Annotated in this window: 10 protein-coding genes; all 10 read left to right on the top strand. The window is 48.9% G+C overall.

Going from position 1 to position 12,855, the window contains the following annotated elements:
• The first annotated feature begins 140 nt into the window (after positions 1-140).
• The 10 genes from O9139_RS00340 (at position 141) to O9139_RS00295 (ending at position 12,855) form a co-directional block, all read left to right on the top strand.
• The gene (locus O9139_RS00340) at positions 141-935 is read left to right on the top strand and encodes a chymotrypsin family serine protease (protein ID WP_270877449.1); all 795 of its coding nucleotides are present in this window, start codon (positions 141-143) and stop codon (positions 933-935) included.
• Between the two features lie 56 nt (positions 936-991).
• Positions 992-1,369 carry a DUF3221 domain-containing protein gene (locus O9139_RS00335; protein WP_270877448.1) on the top strand — a complete coding sequence of 126 codons (378 nt, stop codon included), beginning with the start codon at positions 992-994 and terminating at the stop codon, positions 1,367-1,369.
• 196 nt (positions 1,370-1,565) lie between these two features.
• Positions 1,566-3,356, top strand: coding sequence for a sensor histidine kinase (locus tag O9139_RS00330; RefSeq protein ID WP_270877447.1), 1,791 nt, complete (start codon positions 1,566-1,568; stop codon positions 3,354-3,356).
• 14 nt (positions 3,357-3,370) lie between these two features.
• On the top strand, positions 3,371-4,462 hold the full coding sequence (locus O9139_RS00325; protein WP_270877446.1) for a response regulator: 1,092 nt from the start codon (positions 3,371-3,373) through the stop codon (positions 4,460-4,462).
• Between the two features lie 128 nt (positions 4,463-4,590).
• A complete protein-coding gene (locus tag O9139_RS00320) occupies positions 4,591-6,345 on the top strand; it encodes an extracellular solute-binding protein (RefSeq protein ID WP_270877445.1) in 1,755 nt (584 codons plus the stop codon).
• A gap of 89 nt (positions 6,346-6,434) precedes the next feature.
• Positions 6,435-7,325, top strand: a complete 891-nt coding sequence (locus tag O9139_RS00315; RefSeq protein WP_270877444.1) for an ABC transporter permease — start codon at positions 6,435-6,437, stop codon at positions 7,323-7,325.
• Positions 7,326-7,339: 14 nt separating this feature from the next.
• Positions 7,340-8,227, top strand: a complete 888-nt coding sequence (locus O9139_RS00310) for a carbohydrate ABC transporter permease (RefSeq protein WP_270877443.1) — start codon at positions 7,340-7,342, stop codon at positions 8,225-8,227.
• Between the two features lie 162 nt (positions 8,228-8,389).
• Positions 8,390-9,295: an S-layer homology domain-containing protein gene (locus O9139_RS00305; RefSeq protein ID WP_270877442.1), complete on the top strand. Its 906-nt coding sequence runs from the start codon at positions 8,390-8,392 to the stop codon at positions 9,293-9,295.
• Positions 9,296-9,404: 109 nt separating this feature from the next.
• Positions 9,405-12,395 carry a formate dehydrogenase subunit alpha gene (gene fdhF / locus O9139_RS00300; protein WP_270877441.1) on the top strand — a complete coding sequence of 997 codons (2,991 nt, stop codon included), beginning with the start codon at positions 9,405-9,407 and terminating at the stop codon, positions 12,393-12,395.
• On the top strand, positions 12,370-12,855 hold the full coding sequence (locus tag O9139_RS00295; protein ID WP_270877440.1) for a DUF1641 domain-containing protein: 486 nt from the start codon (positions 12,370-12,372) through the stop codon (positions 12,853-12,855). The genes fdhF and O9139_RS00295 overlap by 26 nt, the downstream gene beginning before the upstream one ends.

The following is a 12,855-nucleotide window of genomic DNA, read 5'->3' as shown; positions in this document are numbered from 1 at the left end:
AATCAAAATTAAAAGGCATGAGCCCGGTACAATACCGTGCTCACGCCCAACAGGTTGCATAAAATATTTGTCTAACTTTAAGGGGTCACTTCAAAGATGAACTAGAAGATATACATACGAAAATTGATCAGGCACGTACTATGCTTGAACAAAATAATATTAAACTAGCAGAGGTTTCGACAAACATCATCGATCAGAAAGTTGATGTTTATGTGCAAGACCTTGATGAAAGTAAAAAAAATATTTTAAATAAACTATTTAATGCGGACGCGATTCGTGTTTTTAAAGGCAAGCCAATGGTTGATAATTTGAGTTCATTTGATAAGTTCCGTCCACTGCAAGCAGGAGTAGAGATCAGGACGACTGATTTAGAGTATTCTTGCACTATCGGATTTTTAGCTACTGATAACAATAGCAGTTCCACCTTTTTGGTTACAGCGGGACATTGTATGCATTCTACTGGGGAACAATGGGGACAAGGCTCACCTATGTACGAATTAGTAGCAACTGCAACTAGAAAAGTGTATTCTGGTTCAGTAGATGCTGCCGCAATGAAAGTTGCTGACATTACGAATTTAAGTCCAAAGGCATTTGCTTACGGTACATCAGCTTTCACGACTTTTAAATATTCTCAAGCTGCCGATGCGGATACCGTCGGGGATACTGTTTGTTCATCGCAAGGCAGGGCGAATATTACCCAATGTGGAATACTCCAGACAAAATCGTTTTCGGGCAAGACCGAAGATGGAGTAGCATTTTCAAATTTGAGAAAAGTAAATTTTAAATCAATATCTGGTGATAGCGGTTCACCAATGTGGGCTGGATTTACTCTAATGGGGGTTCTGAAAGGAAACGCGGGCGATGATTATGTAGTATACTCCCATATTGCTAATGTCAATAGACTTCTGAGTGTAACTCCAGTCCTAGGATATTGAGTTAAAAGTAAGCTATTATTTTTAATAAGTGGCTTATTTTATCATCGAGGTGAAGTATGAGGATACACCTATTAATCGCTCTGATCGCAAGTTTATTTATGTTGATACTTACCGCATGCTCAGCCAAAGAAAGTAATGAAAATGACAAGATACTCGGTCACGGAATCGACGGATATATCTCAGAAATTGATTATAAAAAGAAAAACGTAGTAGCTACTGAACATGATCCTAAGGCAAAAAACGATGATGTAAATCTTCGGAGTTTGATTAAAGTGGACAAAAAGACCGTTATACTAAAAGACACGACCTCGTCTAAATTCGATGCTTTACAACAAGGACAGCACATCCGGTATTGGTTTTATGGTGAAATAACGAATGGTCTTCCTGCAAGTAGTGAATTTACACGTGTTAGACAAATCAAGATTATAGAATGAATCACCATCGATCGGAAGCACAGACGGAAGGGGAAAACTATAAATTGGCATGATCTCACTGTGCTTGCAGAAAGGGTTAAACAATCCAGAGAGTAACGGAGAGGACGATGCCTGTGGTCAGCGCCGTCTTTCCGTGTTGTCAGAAGGATAAATAAAACCCGTATCGAATACTGATAACGATGAAGTCTCAGTCTCGATGTGGGGTGGTGAACGTGCGCTGCGCAAGAAACCGCTTGATCCTTTGAAGGCAATATCCACTCGTATGAAGGCGGCTGTAGGAAGTGTAGTTCGCAACATCTTCGGCATTTCTTCGCTCAGGAAAAGAATTGTCGTTCTCCTGACCGCCGGTTTTCTAGCCTGCTCGATCCTGATGACGGCTGTCTCGTACAACGCAATTACGACGATGCAGGAGAACAAAATTAAAACCTCGATGGATTTTGATTTATACCAGCAATCGTTGAAACTCACACAAATCTACTATAATTTGCTCCAAGTTACACAGCAGATGACACCTCAAGGCAACGTCGGCAACCTCTTGGAAACGTACTTCTCCACGAATGATCTATACAACAGGTTTCAAATCTCGCTCAGCATCTCCAACAATATTGGCATGATCTCTTTTTCCAACCCAGCCATGGAGCTGGTGATGTACTATAATCCCGATGATCAGCAGCCCGTCTACTCGAATTTGCCGCTGCGTGAAGGCTTTACGCTGCAATCCTTGGCTAATGTTGCTGGCAACGAAAGCATCCATTATCAGCCGCCCCATTTGTCGCTGTGCCGGTTTAGCGATGATCAGGTCGTATCCGTGACGCGGGAGATCACGTTTTCCGACGGGACGAAGCAAGTGATTTATGTCGAGGCGAAGACCGATATCGCGACGGACATGAGCAAGCTGGCGTCGAGCTCAAATTTGCCTTATGTGCTGATTTTGTCCGATCAAGACGGGGCGGTTACATACAGTAGTAATCCGCGTGTTTTTCCTGGAGGCCGTAGCTTGACACTCAGCGGGAGTTCCGGCATAACCGGTGGTTATATTTGGGATCAAATGGCGAATGATTATGGTTATTATGTCACCCTTCTGCTTCCTGTCGAGAGCTATAACCGCGAATTTTACACCTGGAAAAATCATATGTTGGTCATATTGGGGATCGCGCTTATCATTCTGTTGTCGATTGCTCTGCTGCTGCTGCGGCTGATCAACAGACCGCTGCGTGTGTTCGAATCGGAAATGGTCGCTCTCGGAAGAGGGCACATGGGCGCGATGAAATACCGTACAGGCATTTCTGAATTTGACAAGTTATTTGACCAGTTTAATACGATGAAACAGCAAATCCAGCAGTTGATCATCGATGTGGAGCAAAAGGAAAAGCGGCGGCATCAGCTGGAAATCGAGAAGCTGGCTTACCAGATCAACCCGCATTTTTTGATGAACGCGCTTTACTCGGTACGCTGGCTGGCTGTCATGCATCAGCAGGCGGACATCGACAAGTTCGTGAACTCGTTGATTTATTTGCTTAACTACAATTTAGGGAAGTCCCAGGAAGCCGCTACGCTGAGAACGGAAATCAAGGTCATGCGCGCTTATTTGGATTTGCAGCAAATGCGGTACGATTTTGAAGTGAAGCTGGATATTACGGAGGGCAGCTATTTGGATGGTCCAGTCGCCCAGTTCATCCTTCAGCCGATTGTCGAGAATGCCGTTTGTCATGGCCTTGACGAGCACGGGCAGCTGGACGTGTGTATTCGGCCTGATGAGAGCGCTCGGATGATCACCATCGTCATCCGCGATGACGGCAAGGGGCTTAGCGAGGAGACCTTGGCGCTGCTGCAGCCTGCAGCACCTGGCCAACAGCAGATGGGCCGGGGGATCGGCCTGCGCTATGTGCGGTCCATGCTGGAAACATTTTATGGCGACAGCGCCCGGTTGCAGATTGACAGTACACCGAAACTAGGCACAACGGTTACCATGTATCTCCCTTATTGAAAGGAGAAGTGAATGTGATCCGAGTATTGATTGTCGATGATGATAAGCTCGCGCGCAAAGGATTGATTTCCATCATGCCCTGGTCGGAGCATGGCATGGTTGTTGCCGGAGAGGCGGCGAACGGCGCCAAAGCGCTGGAATTCCTGGAGCAGCATGCCGTGGATCTGATGTTTGTCGACCTCTCGATGCCCGTAATGTCAGGAATAGAACTGATTCAGGCAGTGCGCCAAAAGCACCCGAATTTGCGTTCTGTCGTGCTTACTTTTCACGAAGAATTCGAACATGTGCAGACCGCTTACCGGATGGGGGTGTTGGATTATATTTCTAAGGTGCGTCTGGAGCTGGAGGACGACGATTTAATTCTGAAACGTATCCGGGAAAAAATGGAAGATGAATTTCAGCCGGTGCCTGCGCCGGCGCAGGCGTCGAAACCTGTATCCGGAGTGCTTCCTCCAAGTGGAGCCGCTGGCGAAGGGCCTGCACCCACGCTTGATGATGAAGCGTGGCGCAAACTCGAACAAGACTGGCGCTCCTTGTACTGGCTCTATAATGATGCGATCTTCGAGCAATTGTGCACGCAAACGATCGCGTCCAATCGTCCCATCCGCCGTCTGGAAGGACTGTTCATGCGCGTCATCTCGCAAGTGGAGATCGCCGCTCAGCTCGACACCGGGTTCTGGGCGGAAGTCGACGACATTCGCTCAGCCGTGGAGTGGATCCGCCGCTACCGGCTGCTCATCTATACGCAGGTCGCCAAGTCGACAGACTTGACCAAAACGATGGTCTGCATGCTGAAGGCGGTGCTGTTCATCCGCCAGCATGCGGCGAGCACGCTGCATGCGGAAGATGCGGCTGAGCATGTGAATATGAGCCGCAGTTATTTTAGCCAAATCTTCAAGAAGATGACGGGGTCGACGTTTAACGACTACTTGCGGCAAGAGCGGATCCGTGCCGCCGAGCGTCTCTTATGCGAGACCAATCGGCCGGTATCCTGGATAGCCCATGCTGTCGGATATGGCGACTCCAAGTACTTCTCGCAAATTTTTTACGAGCAGACGCGGCTGCTGCCATCCGAATTCCGGGCTCAATTCAACAGGGAGAATTGATCGCTGTTCAGCGAACAAATGCCCCCCCCCGGAAGATGGGGCCTATGGTAAAGACGATACATCCATCCGACTTTTTATCTAAACCTTGAAGGTATAATAGAGGGGAAAGATACAAGGGAGGGATTAGGTTGAAAAGAAAATTAGCATGCGTACTTCTGACGACAGTCCTTGCTTCAACCATGGCAGCATGTACGTCTCCGGCTACGACGACGAATGATGTGAAAGCGCCTTCAACGTCAGATGTGAAAGCGTCTCCATCCGCCGACACCAAAGCTTCACCTGCCACGACTGCAGTACCGGCATCGGGAAATGATCTCGCCTTTAGCAAATTCCCGAATCCGGTCGACGTACATATCGGCATGGTGGTGGACCCGACGGACAAAACATTGCCGCAGGGTGACAGTGTGGGAAATAACCAGTACACACGCTATTTGAAAGATAAATACAATATCAACGTGATTGTGGATTGGACGGCGGCAACAGGCAATGACTACAAGCAGAAAGTCAGCTTGACTATCGCATCGGGCAAACTTCCGGACGGTATGGTCGTGGATGACCGCTCCTTCATGACGAAGGCTGCCAGTTCCGGACTGCTGTACGATATTACGGATTTGTTCAATCAGTACTCTTCCTCGCAAGTCAAAGATATTATGGCCAGTACCCAAGGGCGCGCGCTAGAGAACGCCAGCTACAAAGGCAAGATGGTATCCCTCCCCAACATTACGGTGGACACCGATGGCGTTCACGTCATGTGGATCCGCAAGGATTGGCTGGATAAGCTGAATTTGCCTGTGCCTAAGACGGTTGCAGATATCGAGAAAACCGCGAAAGCGTTCATCGATAACAAAATGGGCGGTGACAAAACGATCGGCATCGCCGGTCCGTCGAAGAATACGTTCCCTTACGCGACCTTCCTCGTTTCTTCTAACAACATGGGGGGCTTCGATCCGATTTTTGGCGCTATGGATGCTTATCCGGGCTACTGGCTCGACAATGGCAACGGCTCCGTCACATACGGAACGACTTCGGACAATACGAAGAAGGCACTCACCTTGCTGGCTGATTGGTATAAAAAGGGGTTGATCGACCCTGAGGTTGGCACACGTGACAACGTCGGCGATCCGATCAATGCCAACAAAGCGGGCATCTTCTTCGGCCCATGGTGGAACGGCGGATACGGCAATGGCGACTCCTTCAAAAATGATCCGAACGCCAACTGGCAAGCTTATCCAGTCTATTCCGATGATGGCAAATGGAATACGCACATGAAGACGACAGGCAGCACGTATACGTTGATCAGCAAAAACGCGAAGCCAGATGTTGTCAAAGCGATTCTGATTATGAATAACGCGCTTGTCCGCGATGAGGCTACCTTTGATCTGTCGGTTGCTGTGAGCTGGTACCCGCTGCGTAACGTTATGGCGGCTGCCAATGAGACCGAATACGAGTACACCGAGCTGCTCAAGGTGCTGAACGGCCAGAAGAAGCCAGAAGATTACAATGTGCCGAACAGCTTGTATAAGCTGATGTATGCGGATGCGAAAAAAGTGCAAAACGTCATCAAACCGCCATTCGATAATCTGAATGTCGGCAACTTCGATAAATCCAACTTCGGTGACTTCCAGCGGCTCTATTCCTTGATGATTGGCGACCGTCCGTTCTCGACGATTCCGATCACTAAGAAAGTGTACAGCGTCACGTATAACCAAACACCGACGATGGAAACGAGATGGGCAAACCTGAAGAAGCTGGAAGATGAGACCGTTCTCAAAATCATCCTGGGTCAAGCTCCTATCGATTCGTTTGATAAATATGTAAAAGACTGGAAGTCGCAAGGCGGGGATCAAATTTCAACGGAAGTCGCGGATCTCTTGAAAAAATAACATGTCAAAAACTTGCAAAAGGCGTTGGCAAGCTCAACGCTTTTTGCAGGTTATTCGGTTAAGGCTGTGGAGATTGGAGGACAACCGTTATGAGAAAAACTGGCTTTCAGAAACATTATTATTTGATGCTGCTTCCCGGCATGGTTTGGCTCATTCTGTTCAGCATCGTGCCGATGTTCGGCATCGTGATGGCCTTTGAGAATTATAATCCAGGTGCGGGCATCTTCGGTTCCGAGTGGGTCGGATTGGAAAATTTCCAATATATGTTTCAACTGAATGACAGCAAATCGGTCATCTTCAATACGATTATTATCGCTGTCGGCAAAATCGTGTTCAACTTGGTCATCCCGCTGATATTTGCGATTTTGCTGAACGAGCTGACCAACATGCGCTATAAAAAGTTTGTGCAAACCGTCGTTTATTTGCCGCACTTTTTGTCATGGGTTATTATGGCGACGATTGTTATCGGTATTTTTGGTTATTACGGCGTTATTAACACGCTCATCCAGATGTTTGGCGGCGACCCTAAGCTCTTCATGGCCGATGCAAGCATATTTCGCCAGCTGGTGATCGGCACGGACGTGTGGAAAGAGTTCGGCTACAACGCCATCATTTACCTCGCGGCACTGACAGGCGTCAACTTGAATCTGTATGAAGCGGCTGCCATTGATGGCGCCAATCGTTGGCAGCTGATTAGGAACATCACGCTGCCTGCGCTATCGACAACCGTTGTGCTGCTCGGTGTGCTCAGCCTCGGCAACGTGCTCAATGCCGGTTTCGATCAGGTGTACAATCTTTATAATCCGCTCGTCTACTCAACTGGCGATATTCTTGACACCTGGGTATATCGGCTCGGCTTGCAAAACCTACAATTCTCACTGGCGACAGCGGCAGGTTTGTTCAAATCTGTCATCAGCTTCGTGCTCATTGTCATCTCATACCGGCTGGCGTACAGGTATGCCGATTATACGGTGTTCTAAAGGGGGGGATTGTCATGGTTAGAAATGTTACGTTAGGCTCACGCACGTTTGAAGTTGTCAATGTCATTCTGCTCGGCCTGCTGCTCGTTAGCTGCTTATACCCGCTCTGGTATACGTTTTGTGTATCCATTTCTGACAAATCGGCGGCGAACGCAGGCTTGGTCACCATTTATCCAATCGGTTTCTCGCTTACGTCTTACAAGGAGATTATTAACGACAGGCTGTTCTTGAATTCGTTCTGGATCTCCATCCAACGAACCGTCTTGGGGACGGTATTCTCCATGCTGGTTACCGTACTGATGGCGTATCCGCTGGCGAGACCGCAGCGAGAATTTAAGATGCGCAACACGTTTATGTGGATCCTGGTGTTTTGCATGCTCTTTAATGGCGGCCTAATTCCATGGTACCTGACGATCCAACACTATGGGTTGATCAATACCATCTGGGCGCTTGTGCTTGGCGGTGGCGTTCCAATATTTAACGTTATTCTGATCATGAACTTTTTCAGGAATTTGCCAAAAGATCTTAGTGAAGCGGCCATCGTTGACGGCGCCGGCCCTTGGTCGACCTTATTCCGGATCTATATCCCCTGTTCGATCCCTGTGCTGGCGGCAGTGGCTCTGTTCATCAGCGTGTATCACTGGAACGAGTTTTTTAACGGTTTGGTGCTAATGAACACGTCTGACAAATATCCGCTGCAAACTTATATCCAGCAGTTGGTCGTCAACATCCCTGTCGGCACCAACCTGACACCCGAACAGTACAAAAAGCTGTCCGAACTATCTAACAGGACGCTGAATGCGGCCAAGGTTTTTATCGCTATGGTGCCGATGCTTATTGTTTATCCGTTTCTGCAAAAATATTTCGTTTCCGGCATTATGCTGGGTGCAGTCAAGGAATAATGTGAAGGTTTGTGAAAAGGTGCAGCTCCTCAAAAAATTGAGGGGGCTATGCCTTTTTTGTTTACAATAATTTAATCATATAAATTGTAACATTTGCTAATTGACCTCCGTTTAGTAGTTGTCTTCGAAGACGGAAGCTCAACTATGATTTAGGAGGTAAGAATGATGAAGAAAAAGTTAGCCGTTGTTGCGGCTGCTTCGATGCTGCTGAGCAGCCTATCGTTCGGAACGGCGTTTGCCTTTAGCGATGTGGACGGCAGCGAAGCGGATGCAGTCAACATGCTGCAGAAGAAGGGCATCGTCAATGGCGTAGACGCGGAACATTTTGCACCACGAGGCGCAATCAGCTATGCTGCGAGCGTACAGTTGATTGTAAAAGCGTTCGGCTATAACCTGGACGCGATGCGGTTCGATCATCCGCCGGCAGCTTCCGAGTTTTTCAGCCACATCCGAGATGATGCGTGGTATGCGAACGCTTTTGTGATTGCACATTACAATGGTTTGGACATCCCCAAGGATGTGAATCCGAACGCCTCTGTGACCCGGGAGCAATTCGCTGATTTACTCGACAGTGCGTTTGAGCAAAAAGCCAAGCTTCCCTTGATTAACCTTCATGTGGATTTGAAGGATGAGGCGAATATTACGCCAGCTCTTCAAGGCAGCGTCCTGCGTCTTCTGCATTATAAAATCGCAGATACAGACAAGAACGGCAATTTTAATCCGAAGCGTGAGCTGACGCGTGGTGAAACCGCGATTTGGATTTACCGTGCGCTCAACTATATCGCGAACATTAAGCCGCCTGTGCAAGCGGAAAACGTAGCGGTCAATGTTGAAAAAGTAAACAATGATGTGAACAAGGTAACGCTAAGCAGAGCCCAAAAGCCGACGGCGGGATATGGCATCATCGTTAACAGCATTACATTTAAAGATGCGACCCACGCGGTCATTCAATACACGTTAAAAGACCCGGCTCAAGGCGAAATGTCGGCGGAAGTGCTGACGGTTCCAACGGCCGTCGCTTATCTCCCGGCTCAAGTGGAAGTCGAGATCGAGCAAGCAGCGAATTAATTACACGGAAGAACGTCTTTCTGCTCCGGCAGAGAGGCGTTTTTTTAATAAAAGTGAGATTTGTTTAAAAAGTTTTAGGAAATACTCTCCGTAAAGGAGGTTTTTGGTAATGATCAATGACGTAGAACAGAGGCAACTTTCCATCCAAATTAATGATCGTGAGTTCACCTGTCAGACGGACCAAACTATTTTGGAAATTGCTAAAGCGCACGATTATTACATTCCTCACATTTGCTTCCATGGCAATCTTGGACCCATTCAGTCTTGCGATACGTGCATGGTGGAAGTTAACGGCGAATTGAAAAGGGCGTGTGCCACCAAGGCAGTGCCCGGTATGAAAGTCGAAAGCATGACCTCGAGAGCGAAAGATGCGCAAATGGAGGCTATGCAGCGGATCCTGAAAAATCATGAGCTGTACTGCACCGTCTGCGACAATAATAACGGCAATTGTATGGTGCATAATACGGCGGAGCATCTGCAAGTCGAGCATTCGAAGTATGAGTTTACGCCGAAGCCTTATCCGCAAGATAACTCGCACCCTTTTTACCGCTATGAACCGGATCAGTGCATTCTGTGCGGCCGATGTGTTGAGGCTTGCCAGGATCTGCAAGTGAACGAAACGTTAACGATCGACTGGAGCTTGGAAAGACCGCGTGTCCTGTGGGATAACGGTGTTCCGATCGATGAATCTTCCTGTGTGTCGTGCGGCCATTGTGTCACGGTGTGTCCATGCAATGCTTTGATGGAAAAAACGATGCTCGGTGAAGCCGGATATTTAACACGCATTCCGAATGATTTGCTGCTGCCGATGATCGATCTGACCAAAGAAATTGAGCCTGGCTACCAGGAGATTTTCGCCATTTCGGAAGTCGAAGCAGCGATGAGAAAATCGCGAATTCAAAGGACGAAGACCGTCTGCACGTATTGTGGCGTGGGCTGCAGCTTCGAAGTTTGGAGCAAGGACCGCCAAATTCTCAAAATCGAGCCTCAGTTGGAGGCGCCGGTCAATGGCATTTCGACGTGTGTGAAAGGGAAATTCGGCTGGGATTTCATCAATAGCGAAGAGCGATTAACCAAGCCTCTGCTGCGTCAAGGCGACAAATTCGTCGAAGCGACTTGGGAGGAAGCGTTATCCTTCATTACCGGGAAAATGAAAGCGATCAAGAATGAATATGGTCCGGATGCTATCGGCTACATCGCTTCTTCGAAATGCAGCAATGAAGAAAATTATTTGTTCCAGAAGTTGGCCCGTGCGGTCATGGGAACGAACAATATCGATAATTGCTCCCGCTACTGCCAGTCGCCAGCTACGGCGGGGCTCATGCGTACGGTTGGCGTTGGTGCCGATTCCGGGACGATTGTGGATATAGCAAGCAGCGAACTGGTGATCGTGATCGGTGCGAATCCAGCGGAATCGCATCCCGTGCTGGCAACACGCGTGAAGCGCGCGCATAAGCTTCACGGCCAGAAGCTGATGGTGATCGATCTCCGCAAACACGAGCTGGCTGAAAGAGCGGATCTGTTCCTACGTCCTCGCCCAGGCACCGACCTCATTTGGCTGAATGCCGTGACGAAGTACATCATCGACCAAGGCTGGGAAGATAAATCATTTTTAAGTGAACGGGTTAATGGCTATGAGATGTTCGTGCAATCTCTTGAATCCTATACGCTAGATTACGCTGCGGAAATGACAGGTTTCACCAAAGATGAGCTCGTGCAAATCGCTACCATGATCTATGAAGCCAAATCGGTTTGCGCGCTATGGGCCATGGGTGTGACGCAGCATATGGGAGCGACGGACACAAGCACGGCGATATCGAATTTATTGCTGGTGACCGGCAATTACGGACGACCAGGGACTGGCTCCTATCCGTTAAGAGGCCATAACAATGTGCAGGGCGCTTGTGATTTTGGCAGCATGCCTTCATGGTTCCCCGGCTATGAAGCGGTACAGGATGAACAGGTCCGCGCCCGCTATGAACAGGCATGGGGCGTGACGCTTCCGGAGAAGCCGGGGCTGAATAACCATCAAATGATTGAAGCCATCCATAAAGGCAAGCTGAAGGCGATGTATTTATTCGGTGAAGATATGGCTTTGGTCGATTCCAACTTGAACCATGTGGATTCCGCCTTGGGCAGTCTGGAGCTATTTATCGTACAGGACGTGTTCTTTTCCAAAACCGCCCAATTTGCCGATGTCGTGCTGCCTGCTTCGCCTAGCTTGGAAAAAGACGGCACCTTTACGAACACGGAAAGACGGATTCAACGGTTTCACAAGGTGTTCGAGCCATTAGGAGAGTCCAAGCCGGATTGGATGATTTTTCAGGAAATTGCCAATCGTTTGGGGGCAAACTGGAACTACACGCATCCGAGCGAGATCATGGCAGAGGCGGCTAGCCTCGCGCCGTTATTTGCTGGGGTCAGCTATGAACGGCTGGAAGGATGGAACAGCTTGCTCTGGCCGGTAGCGCCGAACGGAACGAGTACGCATCTGTTATTTACGGAGCAGTTCGGATTCCCTGACGGCAAAGCGAGATTGTTTCCGGTCGATTGGACGCCGCCATTTGAAGCCGACAAGGAGTTCGACTTGCATTTGAATAACGGCAGGCTGCTGGAGCATTTCCATGAAGGGAACATGACGTACAAATCCAAAGGTTTGTCGCATAAAGTGCCAAGCGAGTGGCTGGAGGTTTCGCCTGAGCTTGCCGAGGAACGCGGTATCGAAAGCGGTGCTTCGGTGCGCCTCACTTCACCTTATGGCAACGTCGAGGTGCGGGTCGAGGTGACCGATCGGGTCAAAGGGAACGAACTGTATTTGACGATGAATACGTCTTCGGTCCAATCGGCAGTGAACCGCTTGACCAGCAGTTATCACGATAAGGTCACACACACACCTGCGTATAAGGAAATGGGTGTGCGCATGGACGTGCTTACGAAGACGGGCAAGCGTCCGCTGCCTCGCGTCAATTTCCGATTCGGCAACCGAGTTCCGCAGATCGGGATCAAAATCGAAGAGAAGTGGAAGCGTTCCGACTATATACCGATACCGGAGATCATCGAGGGGGGAACTATGCATGGCCAAAGCGATTACTCACATTGAAAAACATATCCCCGATCATGTGGAGGAAGAGGCGCAAGCGATTCAGCAAATTTTGGAAGCGGCTGCCAAACATCGCGATGCGCTGCTCTCCTTCATGGATGTGCTGGAGGAACTCAAGCAGCTGGGCATTTTGGACGCCATTCAAGGTGCGCTGAAAAATAGCAAGCAAATCGCCCTAATCGGCGTCGATCAGCTGAATAAGCCCGGTGCCCATCGGATCATCAAGAATGGGATGGGCGCCGTATCCTTTTTGAGCCAAATGGAGCCTGGCAAGCTGCAAACGCTGTTGAACGGTGTGATCGCCGGTGTGGACCATGCTGTTGATCCGGGTGCGGCGCAGAAAAAGCCGGGATTATGGGACATGTTCAGAACGATCCGCCAACCTGAAGCGATGTCATCATTGAACATGATGACGAGGTTTTTACAGGGCATGGGCAGCGGCTTGAACAACCGTCATTGA

It is taken from the genome of Paenibacillus aestuarii, assembly GCF_027789125.1.
GTDB classification, from domain to species: Bacteria; Bacillota; Bacilli; order Paenibacillales; family NBRC-103111; genus Paenibacillus_E; species Paenibacillus_E aestuarii.
The sequence above is the reverse complement of the archived record's forward strand: the minus strand, read 5'-3'. Positions and strand labels throughout refer to the sequence as shown.

Bases quoted from the DNA above. Each gene is read 5' to 3' on its own strand.
- O9139_RS00335 (WP_270877448.1), top strand. From the start codon at position 992: ATGAGGATACACCTATTAATCGCTCTGATCGCAAGTTTATTTATGTTG.
- O9139_RS00330 (WP_270877447.1), top strand. From the start codon at position 1,566: ATGTGGGGTGGTGAACGTGCGCTGCGCAAGAAACCGCTTGATCCTTTG.
- O9139_RS00340 (WP_270877449.1), top strand. From the start codon at position 141: ATGCTTGAACAAAATAATATTAAACTAGCAGAGGTTTCGACAAACATC.
- O9139_RS00295 (WP_270877440.1), top strand. From the start codon at position 12,370: ATGGCCAAAGCGATTACTCACATTGAAAAACATATCCCCGATCATGTG.
- O9139_RS00315 (WP_270877444.1), top strand. From the start codon at position 6,435: ATGAGAAAAACTGGCTTTCAGAAACATTATTATTTGATGCTGCTTCCC.
- O9139_RS00310 (WP_270877443.1), top strand. From the start codon at position 7,340: ATGGTTAGAAATGTTACGTTAGGCTCACGCACGTTTGAAGTTGTCAAT.
- O9139_RS00305 (WP_270877442.1), top strand. From the start codon at position 8,390: ATGATGAAGAAAAAGTTAGCCGTTGTTGCGGCTGCTTCGATGCTGCTG.
- fdhF (WP_270877441.1), top strand. From the start codon at position 9,405: ATGATCAATGACGTAGAACAGAGGCAACTTTCCATCCAAATTAATGAT.